General features: G+C 63.0%; 17 protein-coding genes. 10 read left to right on the plus strand and 7 right to left on the minus strand.

What is annotated here, in order from left to right:
- The first annotated feature begins 42 nt into the window (after positions 1-42).
- Positions 43-204 carry a hypothetical protein gene (locus NKH23_RS15445; protein ID WP_352525670.1) on the plus strand — a complete coding sequence of 54 codons (162 nt, stop codon included), beginning with the start codon at positions 43-45 and terminating at the stop codon, positions 202-204.
- 45 nt (positions 205-249) lie between these two features.
- On the opposite strand, the gene NKH23_RS15450 is transcribed toward NKH23_RS15445, so the two are convergent.
- A complete protein-coding gene (locus NKH23_RS15450) occupies positions 250-1,146 on the minus strand; it encodes a LysR family transcriptional regulator (RefSeq protein ID WP_353035024.1) in 897 nt (298 codons plus the stop codon).
- A gap of 130 nt (positions 1,147-1,276) precedes the next feature.
- On the opposite strand from NKH23_RS15450, the gene NKH23_RS15455 reads away from it, so the two are divergent.
- The 5 genes from NKH23_RS15455 to NKH23_RS15475 all read left to right on the plus strand — a co-directional run bounded on the left by NKH23_RS15455 (position 1,277) and on the right by NKH23_RS15475 (position 6,382).
- Positions 1,277-2,170, plus strand: coding sequence for a class I SAM-dependent methyltransferase (locus NKH23_RS15455; RefSeq protein ID WP_352914529.1), 894 nt, complete (start codon positions 1,277-1,279; stop codon positions 2,168-2,170).
- Positions 2,171-2,190: 20 nt separating this feature from the next.
- On the plus strand, positions 2,191-2,823 hold the full coding sequence (locus NKH23_RS15460) for an NAD(P)-dependent oxidoreductase (RefSeq protein ID WP_352914526.1): 633 nt from the start codon (positions 2,191-2,193) through the stop codon (positions 2,821-2,823).
- 176 nt (positions 2,824-2,999) lie between these two features.
- Positions 3,000-5,159 carry a transglycosylase domain-containing protein gene (locus NKH23_RS15465; protein WP_352914523.1) on the plus strand — a complete coding sequence of 720 codons (2,160 nt, stop codon included), beginning with the start codon at positions 3,000-3,002 and terminating at the stop codon, positions 5,157-5,159.
- A 97-nt stretch (positions 5,160-5,256) separates the two neighbouring features.
- A complete protein-coding gene (locus NKH23_RS15470; protein ID WP_352449049.1) occupies positions 5,257-5,841 on the plus strand; it encodes a DUF1214 domain-containing protein in 585 nt (194 codons plus the stop codon).
- Complete coding sequence (locus NKH23_RS15475) at positions 5,834-6,382, plus strand: DUF1254 domain-containing protein (protein ID WP_292658433.1); 549 nt, start codon at positions 5,834-5,836, stop codon at positions 6,380-6,382. The genes NKH23_RS15470 and NKH23_RS15475 overlap by 8 nt, the downstream gene beginning before the upstream one ends.
- Positions 6,383-6,396: 14 nt before the next feature.
- On the opposite strand, the gene NKH23_RS15480 is transcribed toward NKH23_RS15475, so the two are convergent.
- The gene (locus NKH23_RS15480; RefSeq protein ID WP_292658434.1) at positions 6,397-6,582 is read right to left on the minus strand and encodes a hypothetical protein; all 186 of its coding nucleotides are present in this window, start codon (positions 6,580-6,582) and stop codon (positions 6,397-6,399) included.
- Positions 6,583-6,769: 187 nt separating this feature from the next.
- Here NKH23_RS15480 and NKH23_RS15485 point away from each other — a divergent pair, with 187 nt between their 5' ends.
- The gene (locus NKH23_RS15485) at positions 6,770-7,780 is read left to right on the plus strand and encodes a DUF2336 domain-containing protein (RefSeq protein WP_352914519.1); all 1,011 of its coding nucleotides are present in this window, start codon (positions 6,770-6,772) and stop codon (positions 7,778-7,780) included.
- Positions 7,781-7,790: 10 nt separating this feature from the next.
- On the opposite strand, the gene NKH23_RS15490 is transcribed toward NKH23_RS15485, so the two are convergent.
- From NKH23_RS15490 to NKH23_RS15500, 3 genes are all read right to left on the minus strand, one after another.
- Positions 7,791-8,138: a DUF1491 family protein gene (locus NKH23_RS15490; RefSeq protein ID WP_352914516.1), complete on the minus strand. Its 348-nt coding sequence runs from the start codon at positions 8,136-8,138 to the stop codon at positions 7,791-7,793.
- 95 nt (positions 8,139-8,233) lie between these two features.
- Entirely contained in the window at positions 8,234-9,007 is a 774-nt protein-coding gene (locus NKH23_RS15495) for a peptidoglycan-binding domain-containing protein (RefSeq protein ID WP_352717386.1), read from the minus strand.
- The gene (locus tag NKH23_RS15500) at positions 8,982-10,727 is read right to left on the minus strand and encodes an ATP-binding protein (protein WP_352914653.1); all 1,746 of its coding nucleotides are present in this window, start codon (positions 10,725-10,727) and stop codon (positions 8,982-8,984) included. Before NKH23_RS15500 ends, NKH23_RS15495 begins: the two co-directional genes overlap by 26 nt.
- Before the next feature lie 519 nt (positions 10,728-11,246).
- Between NKH23_RS15500 and NKH23_RS15505 the strand changes: the two genes are divergently transcribed.
- Both NKH23_RS15505 and NKH23_RS15510 read left to right on the plus strand, forming a co-directional pair.
- Entirely contained in the window at positions 11,247-11,615 is a 369-nt protein-coding gene (locus NKH23_RS15505; protein WP_352914651.1) for a DUF5330 domain-containing protein, read from the plus strand.
- Between the two features lie 112 nt (positions 11,616-11,727).
- Positions 11,728-12,156 carry a SufE family protein gene (locus tag NKH23_RS15510; RefSeq protein WP_352468926.1) on the plus strand — a complete coding sequence of 143 codons (429 nt, stop codon included), beginning with the start codon at positions 11,728-11,730 and terminating at the stop codon, positions 12,154-12,156.
- Between the two features lie 103 nt (positions 12,157-12,259).
- On the opposite strand, the gene NKH23_RS15515 is transcribed toward NKH23_RS15510, so the two are convergent.
- Both NKH23_RS15515 and NKH23_RS15520 read right to left on the minus strand, forming a co-directional pair.
- Positions 12,260-12,685 (minus strand): Ros/MucR family transcriptional regulator, encoded by a 426-nt coding sequence (locus NKH23_RS15515; RefSeq protein ID WP_023677844.1) that lies wholly within the window; start codon positions 12,683-12,685, stop codon positions 12,260-12,262.
- A gap of 414 nt (positions 12,686-13,099) precedes the next feature.
- Positions 13,100-13,471 carry an SH3 domain-containing protein gene (locus NKH23_RS15520; protein WP_352914513.1) on the minus strand — a complete coding sequence of 124 codons (372 nt, stop codon included), beginning with the start codon at positions 13,469-13,471 and terminating at the stop codon, positions 13,100-13,102.
- Positions 13,472-13,585: 114 nt separating this feature from the next.
- Between NKH23_RS15520 and NKH23_RS15525 the strand changes: the two genes are divergently transcribed.
- A complete protein-coding gene (locus NKH23_RS15525; protein WP_353035026.1) occupies positions 13,586-15,715 on the plus strand; it encodes a S9 family peptidase in 2,130 nt (709 codons plus the stop codon).
- Positions 15,716-15,787 lie beyond the last annotated feature (72 nt).

A 15,787-nucleotide genomic window follows, 5' to 3' on the forward strand; every position in this document is an offset into this window, starting at 1 on the left:
GGTATCTTCCCCGGCGCGCACCATCGGCAAGGAGATCGATCCATGATCGCATTCGTCCCGAAGCCAAATGCGGCGGCGAAGACCAAAGTGGCCGAGGAAAGCCGCTTCGATCGCATTCGCAGGCTTGCCGACAAGCACAGGAAAGCCGACGCCGGCACGATAGGCCGCGACCCGAAAAAGATCGCGGACAAGCGTCCCATGTGACGACTGCCAATCCTCGGCACCTCGCGCAAGCGCGGAACCAGACCCCTACCGCGTCTCGCCGCTGATCAGCACGGCATGGTCCTTGATGACCGTAGCAACGAAGCGGATGACGGCGCGCACCGGCGCCTCCGCCCCGATTTCGCGGCGATAGACGAGCGACACCGGATGGTTGCCGAGAATGTCGGGGGCAAGGCGCACCATCCGCGGTTCGGCTTCGGCCAACATGCAGGGCATTACCGCCAGACCGGCGCCACTCAGAGCCGCTGCCAGCATTTCGGTCATTTCGGCGACACGAAAGACTATTGTCGCGCCGGCGCCGTGCGCCTCTATCCACTTGGCGCCGGGTACGCCGGCGAGGCTTGCGTGAAATCCAATGATCTCGTGTCCAGCCAGATTGCGAGGATCGATGGGCATTGGATGGCGATCGAGATAGCGCTGGGACGCATAAATTGACCAGCCCGCAACGCAAAGCTTCTGCGCAATCAAATCGTCGTCGGCCACGGTGCCGATCCTGACCGCGAGATCGGCCTCGCCGTGCTGCACGTCCACAGGCCTGCTGCCGCTCGTCAGTTCAAGATTGATATCCGGATGGCCCTTGTGGAATGCAGCTATACGCTCTGCAAAAAGAGGGCTGAACCCGGACGGCAGTGCAAGCCGAACGCTATTCTTGCCCGAACGCACGAGGGTCGTCAGTGCTTCCATGATACGTTCAAGATCATCGCCGAGCGGCAGCAATGTCCGGCCAAGCGGCGTGATCTCGATGCCCTGCCGCGTTCGCACGACAAGCGAAACCCCGAGCGCTCCTTCAAGAGCAGCGAGGCGCCGGCTGATCGTCGTGTGACGCACGCCGAGTGCGCGCGCCGCTCCCGACAACGTTCCCGCGCGGGCGGCAGCGAGAAAATAGCGCAAATCATTCCAGTCCGGTTCGCCGGTTCTGATCACGAACCCATTCTAGATCAATTCCCAGCCGCGCACCTGTGCAGTTTTGCACAAAGATGTCCGGAAATTGCAAATGTCCCCGAATATGTCGTCCGCGCGAGAATAGGCCAGATCCAATTCAGGGAAGCGATCGATGGACATCGAAGGTTTGCGAACGATGGTGGCGCGGCTCGCGACGTCGGCCAATGCGCTGGTGGCGCTCGGTTTGGCGATGGAGGCGCGTATTTCCGGCACGCCACTCGATGGCAGTGCCGCCCGGCGCACAGAAGCCGTGCTCGCCGAACTCGGCGCCGCCGATGTCGTGGCAAGTGCTGGCGTCATCGAACTTGCGCCGGTGCTGGCCAGCATCCGGGTCGACCTGCTTTCAGGTGGCAAGCTGCTGTCGGGCTCCTCCGAAAGCGCGGAGGGCCTGGAAGCCGGTTTGCGGCAGGCCTTCGGCGATGTTTCGTCTGGCTTCCCGGCGCTGCTGAAGCGGATGATCGCGCCACAACTTGCCGATTTGCCGGAGAGGCTCGCTGCACCGGGCGCAGCGTTCCTGGATATCGGCGTCGGCGTCGGCGCATTGTCGGTGTCGATGCTTCGGCAATGGCCCGGCCTGAAGGCGGTTGGCATCGATCCCCTGCCCGAAGCCATCGCACAGGCCGCCGCCAACGTCCGGGCGGCCGCGCTCGAACATCGCATCGAACTGCGCACCGGCCTCGGGCAGGATATCGCGGACATGAACGCGTTCGATCTGGTCTTCGTGCCAAGCGCCTTCATCCCCGAGCCGGATGTCAGGCTCATCGTCAGGCGCAGCCACGCCGCATTGCGGCCCGGCGGCTGGCTGCTGCTGGCAATGATCAATCCCGGACCCGACGCACTGGGGGACGCCCTCGCCCGCTTCCGCACCACAATGTGGGGCGGCACGGTCTTCGAAAAAGGCGCAGCCCAGGAGCTGGTCGATCAGAGCGGCTATGCCGATAGCCGGCTGCTGTCCGGTCCAACCGGAGCGCCGGTCGCCTTCGTCGCCGGGCGCAAGCCAGGCTAACGGTTTGCAGGGAGCGGACAATGAAGCTGCTGATCTTTGGTGCTTCCGGCGCGACAGGTCGTGAGCTCGTCTCAGCGGCGTTGGCAAAGGACCATGCGGTGACCGCCTTCGTCCGCACGCCCGGCAAGCTTGCCATCAGCCACGAAAATCTGAGGGTGATTGTCGGAAATGTCGCCGATCGACAGGCGGTCGAACGCACCGTTGTCGGACATGATGCGGTCTTCAGCTGCCTCGGGGGCGGCGTGCCGCTGAGACGCGACCCGGCCGTGGTTGCGGGCATCGGCTTCATCGTCGCGGCCATGCAGCAGGCCGGCCCAGAACGGCTGATCTATCTTTCATTCCTGGGGGTTCGCGACGGCCGGTGGCAACAAGGCCCCCTGTTCGGCAACATCATCGTGCCATTGGTGCTGCGCAATGAGGTGAAGGACCATGAGATGAAGGAAAGCCTGATCGTTCAATCCAGTCTCGACTGGACCATCGTGCGGCCGCCCAAGCTGAGCAATGGAGCGGCAACGGGTGAATTCCGCCATGGCAATGGCATCCGGGCGGCGTCGCTGCTGCCGACACTGGCGCGGGCCGACGTAGCGGCCTTCATGCTCGCCCAGATTAACGACACCACCTACTCGCGCAGGGCGGTCAGCATCCTTCGCTGACGCCTCGCGGGAGCCGTCTTCCCCTCGACAAACCTCCCGCTGTATCTTCATCGCCCTTATCTTCATCGCCCTTGTAGGCAGCGCCAAAATGGACGAATAGTCATAGCGGCGCGCCGCCGTGAAATTGCCGGCATGCGGTTTCTCAGTTGGCGGCATCGCCGCAGCCGGATCCTGGAATGGCCAGTCCTTTGCAACCACGCAAGAGAAGAGGTCCGATCGCCGCAAGGCTGCTGGCGGTGGATGCGTGGATCGATTCCTCGGTCTACGAAATCGGCTTCAGGGCACGCCAGTTCTGGGAGACGGCGACCATCTTCTCGCGGCGTTTCCGCGTCGGCGGCTGGCGCCGCGGCCTGATCGAACTGTTGAGTGAAGGCTTTACGCTCGGTGCCGGCGGCATCGTCGTGCTTTTGGCGCTGGCCTTGCCGGCCTTCCAGATAACCGCCGGCGACTGGCGCACGCAAGGCGACTTCGCCGTCACCTTCCTCGACCGCTACGGCAACGAGATCGGCCAACGCGGCATCATCCAGCGCGATTCGGTGCCGGTCGACGAGATGCCCGACCATGTCATCAAGGCGGTGCTGGCCACCGAGGACCGCCGTTTCTTCGACCATTACGGCATCGATGTGCTCGGCCTGTCGCGCGCCATATTCGAGAATGTGCGGGCCAATTCCGTCGTCCAGGGTGGCTCGAGCATCACCCAGCAGCTGGCCAAGAACCTGTTCCTGACCAATGAACGGACGTTCGAGCGCAAGATCAAGGAAGCCTTCCTGTCGCTGTGGCTCGAAGCCAATCTGTCGAAGAAGGAAATCCTGCAGCTTTACCTCGACCGCGCCTATATGGGCGGCGGCACCTTCGGCATCGAGGCGGCAGCCGATTTCTATTTCGGCAAGAGCGTCAAGGACCTGAACCTCGCCGAGGCGGCGATGCTGGCCGGCCTGTTCAAGGCGCCGACCAAATATGCGCCGCACATAAACCTGCCCGCCGCCCGGGCGCGGGCCAATGTGGTGCTGTCCAACCTGGTCGATTCCGGCTTCATGACCGAAGGCCAGGTGCTGCAGGCAAGATTGCACCCGGCCGAAATCGTCGACCGCGGCGAGCAGAAGAGCCCCGACTATTACCTCGACTGGGCCTTCGACGAGGTCAAGAAGATCGCCGCCAAAGGCGGCCCGCACTCGCTCGTCGCCCACACCACCTTCGACGCCAACATCCAGAAGGCGGCCGAAGAATCGATGGAGTTCCACCTCCGCCAGTTCGGCAAGGAATACAACGTCACCGAGGGCGCCATCGTCGTCATCGAGACCAATGGCGCGGTCAGGGCGATCGTCGGCGGCCGCGACTACGGCGCCAGCCAGTTCAACCGCGCCACCAAGGCACTTCGCCAGACCGGCTCCTCGTTCAAGCCCTATGTCTATGCGACGGCGATGGAGCATGGCTTCACGCCGGATTCGGTGGTTTCCGGCGGACCGATCTCCTGGGGCAGCTGGTCGCCCCACAATTACAATGGCGGGTCGGCCGGCAAGGTGACGCTGATCACGGCGATGGCCAAATCGATCAACACGGTGCCGGTGCGGCTGGCCAAGGATTATCTCGGCATCAAGCCGATCAAGGCGATGGCCGAGGCGATGGGCGTCGAGTCGCCGCTGGAATCGCACAAGACCATGGTGCTCGGCACGTCGGGCATGACCGTAATGGACCAGGCGACGGGCTACAGCGTGTTCGCCCAGAACGGCTTTGCCGGAACCCGGCACGGCGTCAGCCAACTCTTCACCCGTACCGGCGAGGTGGTCTACGACTTCGCCAAGGATGCGCCGCCGCCGCACCGGGTGCTGTCGGAGCAGGCGCTCAAATACATGAACACCATGCTGGCGGCGGTGCCGGTGATCGGCACTGCCCGGCGCGCAGCCCTTCCAAACATCGTCGTCGCCGGCAAGACCGGCACGACCCAGTCCTACCGCGATGCCTGGTTTGTCGGCTTTACCGGCAACTACACGGCCGCCGTCTGGCTCGGCAATGACGACTTCACCGCGACCAACAAGATGACCGGCGGCACGCTGCCGGCCATGGTGTGGCAGCGCCTGATGCTCTATGCGCACCAGAATATCGACCTCAGACCGATCCCCGGCCTCGATCACCCCTTCTTTGATGCCGAAATTGCCGCCAAGGCCGAGGAAGCGGAAAAGAAGAACGCCGATCAGGCAGCAGCCGATGCCGCCGCCGAGCGTCCGCCGGTGCTGTCCAGCCGGACCACCCAGACCTTGAAGGAATTGACCAAGCTGTTCCAGGCGGCACCCGTGCTCGATGCGCCCGCTGCACCGGAGACCCTGTCGGCGCTGTGACGGCCAATTCCGCGGGGCCGCTTGCCACAAGGCCCTGCGCCGAGATATCCCCGGGCGGCAATCTTTCAGTCCCCGGCCTTCGGTTCCCTGCCTCCTCATGCTCAAGAACGCCTTCCTGACACTGCTTTCGCTTGCCATCGCCGTCGTCGGCGGTGGCGGCAGCGTCTGGTATGCACTGAAGCTGCAGGACGGCGTCGGCGCGATCAGGATCGGCCAATGGACCGCCTTCCCCGATATCGGCACGCCGACGGCGGATCCCTATTCGAAGGCCCGCGTGGCTCGCGAAGGCGTGCTGGCGCTCGGACAGGCGGAAGGACTGTCCTTCATAGCCGAGCGCGATTCCGGCGGCGAACAGCTCAAGCGGCAATGTGCCTACAAGATTGCGGGCGGCTTTCCCACCGCCCGGTTCTGGACGCTTTATGCCGCCGACCAGTCGCTTGGCGTGGTCGAGACCGGCAAGCCGAGGCCGGCTGCGCTGCAGTCCTATCAAGTGCTGCGCCAGGCCGACAATTCGGTGGTCATTTCCGTCGGCAGCCGCCCTGCGCCCGGCAACTGGCTGCTGACCAGCGGCGCCGGCAAGATGTACTTGGTGCTTACGTTCTACGACACGCCGATCGCCAGCAGCACCGGTCTCTCGGACGTCACGCTGCCGCAGATCCAAAAGGTCGGCTGCAATGCGTAGCCTGCTGCATGCCGTGCTGCTCGGCCTGCTCGGCGCCGGCATCGTGCACATCATCGTGCTGCTGCTCGTCCCCGAGTTTTCCGAACGCGACGCCTGGTCGCGATTGGCCATGGCTTCGGATCTCTACAAGATGACCAGGCTCGACGCGGAAGCCGGCGGCGCGCCGGTGGTGAAATCGGTCGATCCGCTGTTTTATGCGGCGGCTTGCCGCTTCGACCTTGCCGAGGGGATGGTGCGGGTCAAGGCGCCGGGAAAGGTGCCGTTCTGGTCAATATCGGTCTATGACCGCGGCGGCCACAACATCTACTCGTTCAACGACCACAGCGCGACCGCAGGCGTGCTCGACACCGTTGTGCTGACGCCGGCCCAGATGATCGAGGTCCGCAAGGATCTTCCCGAGGAACTGCAAGGGGCCATCTTCGTCGAGGCGCCGATAGAGGAAGGCGTGTTCGTCATCCGTTCGTTCGTGCCCGACGACAGCTGGAAGCCGATCGTCTCGCGGTTTCTCGAACAGAGTTCCTGCGAGCTGCAGGATTTTTAAGCCGGTTCCGATGCTTAGTGATGCGGTACCGGCAATGTCCCCGAAGGTCCCGGCTTGTCGGGGCCGGCCGGCCGCGTTTCGCCCGTCAGCGGCCGCTGCTCGTAGCGCACCCCGGGAAAGATGATCACTGCCGCCGGCGCGGTTTGTTGTGCTCGATTGGTTGCCGCCGTTCGCGGCACGAAAGACAGTACCATGCCCATGGTTCGCGTATTCCTCTCGGTTGCCCCGGAGCACAACGCAACGCCTCCACAGTCGATTAAGAAGGCAGTAGGTTAACGGAGCGCTAACGGATCGCCGCTAAATTGATCTTTGTTCTTGGGAAACGCGAAACCGGTACAGCCCGGCAGAGCGCCCTCCAGATCGTGTCGAGTGTCGGGCGTATCCTTCGTGTCAGCTTCGGATTTCAGGCAAATCGCAGCAGGAGCTGAATCGGGAAAGGCCGAAAGGCTGTTCCGCGCCGCCGTGTCGGCATTCTGTTCGCTCACCCGCCCTTCGCGCCGGGAGATCGCGCAGCTCGAAGACCTGACGCTGCCGCTTTTCGACAATGTCTCGGTTGAATCGCGCCGCTACGTCGCGGCAGCCCTTTCCGAATGCGAATATGCACCCGCCGCGCTGGTGCGGCGGCTTTGCCAGGAGCGGGTCGACATCGCCGCTCCGCTGCTCATCCGCTCGCGCGCCCTCAGCGACGTCGACCTGATCGCGCTGATCGGGCGTCACGGCCTGCCGCATGCCCGTGCCATTGCCCGCCGCAAGGATCTCAATCAAACGATCGCGGATCTCATCAAAGTGCTCGAAAGGCCGACGCTGGTACGGTCGCAACAGCCCGAGGCGACTGCCAACGCCGCGTCTGAAAATGCCGAAGTGGTTGCGGCCGATGCCAGCAGGCAGGAGGCTTCCGATGCCGCCGCCGAAACTGTACGCCGCCGGCTGCGATCCATGATGCGCGCCGAGAGCGGCACCGCCATCGGTTCGTTCGTCGAGCCGCAAACCTACGTCAAGCTGCGCGAGACCGCGCTGACCGGCAATGCGGCGTTCTTCCAGACAGCGCTCGCCGATGCGCTCGAAGTCGATTTCTCAACGGCGCGAACGCTCACTGCGAGTCACAACTACACGCCGCTGCTGGCCGCCTTGCGCGCGCTCGACCTTAGTGAAGACAAGGCGTTCCTGATCACGGCGGCCATCTATCCGACCGAGTTTCCGCACCCGCAGGCGATCCGCATCTTCCTCGACCGCTACCGCCTGCTGCACCGCGACGCGGCGTTGGACAGGCTCCGCGGCTGGAAGGCCGACACCGTGTCGAAAATAGTTCGCAAGCCTGGGCGCGTCGCCGCAAATGCCGACCTGCGCAAGCCGAACAGCGCCGATATAACCGCCACCCCAAAGGCGCGTCGCGTCTGAAGGCTTGCCGTTACGACGTCTTGACCGAGATAAGCTCCTCAACGGGAATGGCGCCCGCCTCGATTTCGACCACCCAGATATCCGGATCGAATCTATTCTCGCGCTCCAGCCGCGCGTCGAAGATGGCGGCATCGTCGCCTTCGCCGAGCAGGCTGAAAAAGCGGTCGTCCGGCCTGGCCGAATCGTAGCTCGTCTGCGGCGCCGGCCCGAACAGCGCCATCTCCCCCAGCCTGCCACGCGCCAGCACGAAAACCGCGCCGGCTTCCGTCGCGCCGCGCTTGACCACGGCGGCAAAGCCGCCGGCACTGAAAACCCGGCGCAACAGCGCCGACACCCACAGATCGGTGGTTACGCGCATAAAAAATTCCTGGACATGCGGCGGTCCTTACAGCATCGGCCGGAAGACCGTAAACGGTCTTTGCCGAGCCGACCGCCAAGCGGCCGTCACGACCCTCAGTTGGTCAGGCCGATCTCGCGCATCTTGACGTAGACGATCTCGTCGGGCTCGCCGGTCTCGGGCAGGCCGAACAGCGCCTGGAATTCCTTGATCGCGGCCTTGGTGCGCGCGCCTACGACGCCATCCAATTGCATGTCGTCATTGCCGAACGCTTTCAGTCCGGCCTGGATCTTGACGATGCGGGGATCAGGCGTTTGCGCTGCCGCATTTGCCGGTGCGGATACCGGAATGGCGGCCGGAGCAGCGGCCGTTTCGACCGGCCGCGGCACCGGACGCGGAACCACGGCCGCGGTCTTTGGCGTGGCGCCCAGTTGATCCAGCAGGACGCCGTCGATCTCGCCGGAGGCATTCAATCCGACCTTCTGCTGATAGGCCTGGATGGCCTTGCGCGTATTCGGTCCGGGAATGCCGTCGACGGTGCCGGAATAGAAATCGAGATCCTTCAAGATGCCCTGGACCTGTTCGACGACCGGGTCGCTCTTGATCGGCGCAGCGGCCGGACGCACGATATTGATGGTTGTTTCGGGCTCGTCGCTCTCCGCCCGGGGAAAGCGCTCGATGCTCCTGGTGACGAAAAACGCGCCGGCATGGGGAAAGGGCTGGTACCAAAGAGCGTTCGCCGAGACGTAGAACAGCGTCACCAGGAATGCGGTGGAGCCGCCGACCACAACAGGATTGCGCGAGATCAGGCTGCCCAGCGCCATCGCTCCGTGCTCGAAGGCATTGCCGCGGCGTTTGACCGCCTTAGGCTGTTTTGCGGAGCGACCCATTGCTCTCCCCTTTGCCACCGTCCGCTCTGGCTTTGGCTGCGGACATCGGCACCACGCCAGTCTTCTCCGTCGAGCGGCCCGTCGGGCCGCTCACGGGAAGGCTGATCGTCACCGTGGTGCCCTCGCCCGGCATGCTTTCGATCGACATGGTGCCCTCGTGCAGCGCCACCAGCCCCTTCACCAGCGAAAGCCCGAGCCCTGTGCCTTCGAAACGGCGGGTATAGTCGTTCTGGATCTGCATGAACGGCTTGCCGAGATTGGCGAAATCTTCCTCGGCGATGCCGATGCCGGTGTCCCGGACCCAGAAATGCAGCCGCGAGCCGATCCGCTTGGCGCCGATGACGACATTGCCGCCTTCGGGCGTGAACTTGATCGCGTTGGAGACGAGATTGATCAGGATCTGCTGCACTGCGCGCCGGTCGGCATTTATTTCGCCTGCGTCCGGCGCAATCTGGGCCTGCAGATCGATGGTCTTTGCCTCGGCTTGCAGGCGCATCATCGACTGGCACATCTCGACTGCTTCGCGGAAGCGGAACGGTTCCGGTTCGGTCGCGTAGGCGCCCGATTCGATCCGCGATACGTCGAGTATCGAGGTGACGACGGCAAGCAGGTGCTGGCCCGAATCCCTGACCAAGCCGACATATTCCTTCTGGCGAGGATCCTTGAAGCTGCCGAACATCTCGTGCAGCAGCATGTCGGAAAAACCGATAATGGCATTGAGCGGGGTGCGCAGCTCGTGGCTGACGACGGCAAGGAAGCGTCCTTTCGCCACCTCGGCGGAGGCAGCCGCCTCATTGGCTGCGGCAAGCTCCTGGCGCAGTCCGGCCACTTCATCGTTTTCGCGCAGAACGAGCGTGAAGACAGTCTCCTGCCCCGGCGCGCGCATCATCTCGAGCGAGAATGGCTGGTAATTGTCGGCTGTCACGCCGCTGTTCTGCGGCAGCCGGACGCGAAGGTCGAGCCGGCGCGACAGGGCGCCATCGCGCATATCGGCCAGCGCACTGAGGTACGGGACGCGATCAGACAGATGGACGCGATCGAAAAGTCCGGTGCCGAAAAGCAGCTCCGGCGGCAGCCTCAGCATAGTGCGTGCCTTGGCCGAGGCGTCCAGAACCTCGCCATGCGCCGCGATTCGCAGCACGACGGCATCGATCAGGTCTTCGAGCCGGTCGCTGCCGGCCGGATCGAGCTGTGCGTTGGCAGCGCCACGAAGCGGAGCGATACGCGGAATGAGCGTCAGCGCCCAGGCCAGTGGTACCAGCCAGTGCCATACGGCGATTTCGGTCTGGCCGAGCGGCAAGACGGAACCGGCGAAAGGCTGCAGCAGGACTGCGACAAGGGCCGATATGGCACCCCAGATCACGGCCCGGCGCGACTGGCCGATCCACCAGGCTTCAAACGGCAGCGCCACCGCGAGCACGGCAACCGGCGATGCCAGACCGCCGGCAGCAGCGATAAGGGCACCGAGCGCAACGCTGCCGACGACCACGGCGAGTTGGCCGGCCAGGGTCATCTTGCCCGATGCAGCCACCAGCAGGGCGGCGAACCAGCAAAGGCCGAACGCCGCAAAGATCGCAGCAACAGTAACGGCCGCCCCCATGCCCGACGTGACCAGCGTCACCGCTGCACCCGCGCTGAAGAAAGGAGCCGCCAGCATGACGCCAATGAACCGGCTGTGGTGGCGACGATCGCTCTGACCGAGGACGGACGGATGAACCATCCGTTCGCAACCGGCGGCTATCGCGCCTGGCAACTCGGCGTATCTGGCCTTGATCGCACTCAACTCAACGCACCCGGTCGTGAACGGCCCTGCTTTGCAGGCGGCTTTTGTCGATCCGAAACTCGCATCCAGCGTTTAAGGAATGGATAAGGCTGGGCCGATCGTCCCCCGGCAGGCTGCAAATATCGGGATACCGGCGGGGAAAAACCGGGGCAATTGCCGCCATAGTAAACGGAGCGTTATCCGGACCGCCCGCGCCTGACGTTGCGGCCGATGGCATCAAACTGTCACCAATGCAAAAAATAACGAGGAAAAACAAGCGGTTGGATGGTTATCATTTGCTGAATAAAATCTGAGCCTTTCGAGGCTAATGAACTTCAAAACGCTTCGTTTCGAATCTGCCTAAAATTTGAGGAAAACTGTTGCTTTCGAGACAAGCCGTCCTTTGCGCGTCTGTGCCAATATCGCGGTACAAGGGTCGTGCGGTTCGAATGCATGACCGTCATAAAGGACAGACAGATGGGCTTTCTGATAAGAGCTGCTTTCTGGTTTTCGCTGGTGCTTTTGGCGCTGCCGCTGGGTGTCGGCTCCGATGATGCGGGCCGCGAAAGCGTCGGGCCGCTCCAGGCGCTGTTTGCCGCGCGCGAAGCCGTCGGCGACATCGCCGGCATCTGCGAGCGCAAGCCGGACGTTTGCGAGACCGGCAAATCGGCAATGCACACCATCACCGCCCGGGCAAAGGAGACCGCCAAGATCGCGGCCGCCATGCTGGACGACAAGGCCGCTGAACCCGATACGGTGACGACCACCGGCAGCGTGCCCGAGGAAATCGTCTTGCCGGCGAAAGTCGATTTGCCGCTGAAAGTGCACTTGCCGGCAAAGAACTGAGACTGTTTCGGCCGAATTCATCGCCAAACCGTAAAGCTCCCCGCGCCCGGCACCTGCGGCGTTTCTCCTCTTTTTCCGTGACGTGGCAGCGCCGGATGACTATATCCGGGGAATGACGACGACGATCCAGACCATCCGCGACGACTTTTCCCTGCTCGACGAGTGGGAAGACCGCTATCGCTATGTGATTGAACTGGGTGAAGCGCTGCCGCCGTTTCCCGACGAGCAACGCATACCGGCCAACAAGGTGCCCGGCTGCGTCAGCCAGGTCTGGTTGACCACCGAACAGGGCGAAGGCGGCGATCCCGTTATCACCTTCAAGGGGGATTCCGACGCCCATATCGTGCGCGGCCTGGTCGCCATCATGCTGGCGCTGTTTTCGAGACGGCCGGCCAGCGAAATCCAGAGGACTGACGCAGAGGCAACGCTAAAGGCGCTCGGACTTGACGAGCACCTGTCGCCGCAGCGCGCCAATGGTCTTCGCTCGATGGTCAAGCGCATCAAGCGTGACGCCGAGGCAGCGCTGAAGCAGACCGCCTGACCGGACGGCAGTTGCCGGCAGCGTGGCGGGTTCGACCTTGACCCCATAATACAAAACGGCGCCCGCGGGCGCCGTTTGAGTGTCAAACCGGAAGAGCCGCTTGTCAGCGTCCCTTGCGCTTGCGGCCGAGACCCATCTTCTTGGCGAGCTGCGAACGGGCGGCCGCATAATTGGGCGCAACCATCGGATAGCTCGGGTCCAGGTTCCACTTTTCGCGATACTGGTCCGGCGTCAGATCATAGTGGGTCATCAAGTGACGCTTGAGCGACTTGAACTTCTTGCCGTCTTCGAGACAGATAATGTAGTCGTCATGCACCGAACGCTTCGGATTTACCGCCGGCTTCTGCTTGTCAGCAGGCGGCTGCTCGGCGGCCCCGCCGACGCGCCCGAGAGCGGCATGGACATCGGCGATGAGGTTCGGCAATTCGCCGACCGGCACGGGATTATTGCTGACATAGGCGGCCACCACGTCGGCGGTGAGCTCGATCAGCGCGTCACTGTTTCTGGAAGGTGTTTCGGTAATATCCATGGCGTTCAGGCCCCAACGAGAATTGTTTCTGTTTGCGCCCGTTCTGATAGGCTGGGCATCGCGCGAACTTGTGCAGGAAAAAGCCTCCGCGATTCGCGTCGCGGTATCTTAATGGGCCTGGGCGCCAAGTAAGTCAATTCGCTTCTTGCGGTCTATTCAGCGATGCAAGTCAAATCTTTCATATTCAGCTTCACTCTTTCGTGCAGAGTGTAACTTTGCCGTTTTTTCTGGTCAGACCAGCATCGACTGACGCCGCGGCAAGCAGCCATTACACAGACGGCAGCAGGTAAATAGAGCTCAATGCTTGATCCTGCCGGCAGCATTACAGCCTGGCCAATCGGCGGATTCAGTAAAATCATAGGTTGAGAAGCGTTACTGTTGCTCGTGAGCCTTCGGCCGGAGCGGCGTGCTGCGTCACTGAAACGGGGTGATGTATTTCCCGTAGACCCAGCCGGTGACGAACTGGCCGTTCTGTGCCGGATCGTGCCAGACTTGGCACCAGTGATGGCGGATCTTCTGTTTCTGCTGCCAGTACGAATGGTGGGCGAGATCGAGCAGGTTTATCCCACCGGTGCATTTGCCGGTCATCTGCAGCACCGTCCCGTTGGGATAGGCGGCCTGCTTCTGCGAGGTTCCTGAAGGATATTTGCGCACGTTGAGCGTGTCGCCGAACGGCACATTGGCCACTTGCCAAGCCGCAAAGGCAGTTGCATGTGATTGACCGGCATTGGCCAGGGTCATCGCAGCGACGGCGAGGGCTGCGGCAGTCCGAGAAAAAATATTCATTGTCCTCTCCTCCGCCCATCTTCTGAAGGCACCACGACAATAGATCGTAGCCCTTGAACCCGCGCTGATCGGCGTGTTCATTCGCCATTCAAGTAACTTCCATAGCGAGACGTAATGACCAAAACCCCAGTGTTTCCGACCGCCACCCCACCGCAGCCGGAGAAGCGGCCGATCTTCGACACGCATCACGGCATGACGCGGACGGGCGATTATGCCTGGCTGAGGGCCACCAATTGGCAAGAGATGTTCAGGGATCCGTCCCTGCTCGACGGCCAAATCCGCGCCCACCTCGAAGCCGAGAATGCTTACCAGGCGGCGCTGATGGCCGATACGGTCCAAATGCAGAAGCAGCTTTTCGCGGAAATGAAGGGACGCATCAAGGAAGACGATTCTTCCGTGCCGATGACGGATGGGCCCTACGCCTACGGCTCCTCCTTCAAGCTTGGCGGCCAGCAGCCGCGTTATTTCCGCACGGCGCGCGACGGCGGCGACAAGCAGATCTTGCTCGACGGCGATGCCGAGGCCGAGGGCAAGCCCTATTTCCGCCTGGGCGGCGTCGATCATTCGGACGACCACAGCAAGCTGCTCTGGGCCTTCGACGACAAGGGTTCCGAATTCTACACGCTGCGCGTCCGCGATCTCGCCGGCGGCAACGATCTGGCGGACAGGGTCCCGGACACCGGCGGCGGCGGTGTGTGGGATGCCGGCAATGACGGCTTTTTCTACACCCGCCTCGACCCCAACCACCGTCCTTCCAAAGTGCTGTTCCATGCGCTTGGCGACAGTCCTGAAAACGACCGGCTGATCTACGAGGAAACCGATCCGGGCTTCTTCATGGATGTCGGCGGCACACGCTCCAACGAGTGGATCATGATCGGCATCAACGACCATGAGACGTCGGAATACCGCATCATGAACGCCAACGACCCGTTCGCAGAGCCGAAGCTGGTTGCGGCGCGCCAGACCGGCCTGCAGTACGAGCTCGAGGAAGGCGGCGACATCTTCTTCATCCTCACCAATGCCGACGGCGCCAAGGACTTCAAGATCATGACGGCGCCGGCCCATGATCCGGTGCGCGCCAACTGGCAGGAACTGGTGCCGCACGAAGCGGGCCGGCTGATCCTTTCGGTGATCGGCTTCAAGGACCACATGGTCCGGCTCGAGCGCAAGGAAGGCCTGCCACGCATCGTCGTACGCGACCGCAAGAGCGGCGAGGAGCACCTGATCTCCTTCGACGAAGAAGCCTTCTCGCTCGGCCTGTCCGGCTCCTACGAATACGACACCGAGATCATGCGCTTTTCCTATTCGTCGATGACGACCCCGGCGCAGGTCTTCGATTACAACATGCGCACCCGCGAGCGGGTGCTGCTCAAGACCCAGGAAGTGCCGTCCGGCCACGACCCCGAGCACTATGTCACGCGCCGGCTGATGGCGCCTGCCGCCGACGGCGAACTGGTGCCGATCTCGCTCCTCCACCACCGCGACACACCGCTCGACGGGTCGGCACCTTGCCTGCTTTACGGCTACGGCTCGTATGGCATCACCGTGCCGGCCGCGTTCAACACCAATCTGTTTTCGCTGGTCGACCGCGGCTTTGTCTACGCGATAGCCCATGTTCGCGGCGGCAAGGACAAGGGCTATGGCTGGTACGACGACGGCAAGCGGGCGAACAAGATGAACACGTTCACCGATTTCATCGCGGTCGCCCAGCACCTCGTCGTTGAACGCTACACCGCGCATGATCGCATCGTCGCGCAAGGCGGTTCGGCCGGCGGCATGCTGATGGGCGCGGTCGCCAACATGGCGCCGCAATGCTTCGGCGGCATCGTCGCCGAGGTTCCCTTCGTCGACGTGCTCACCACCATGCTCGACGCCAGCCTGCCGCTGACGCCGCCGGAATGGCCGGAATGGGGCAATCCGATCGCCTCGGCGGAGGATTACCGGACCATCGCCGCCTATTCGCCCTACGACAATGTCGCCGCACTCGACTATCCGCCGATCCTGGCGCTGGCTGGCCTGACCGACCCGCGCGTCACCTACTGGGAGCCGGCCAAATGGGTGGCACGGTTGCGCGACCGCAAGACAGGTGAGAATCCGGTGCTGTTCAAGATCAACATGGATTCGGGCCATGCCGGCGCCTCCGGCCGGTTTTCCAGGCTGGAGGAAATCGCCTTCACCTACGCCTTCGCGCTCAAGGTGACAGGCAAGGCCGAGCTTGCCGCTGCAGCCCGGCCCGACGCCTGATTTTCCGCTCGCAATTGCAAAGGCCGCGCGCTACCCAGTGCGCGGCCTGTTCAAAGCCGCCGCCAACACTCA

The organism is Mesorhizobium sp. M1328 (assembly GCF_040318075.1).
Lineage (GTDB): Bacteria > Pseudomonadota > Alphaproteobacteria > Rhizobiales > Rhizobiaceae > Mesorhizobium.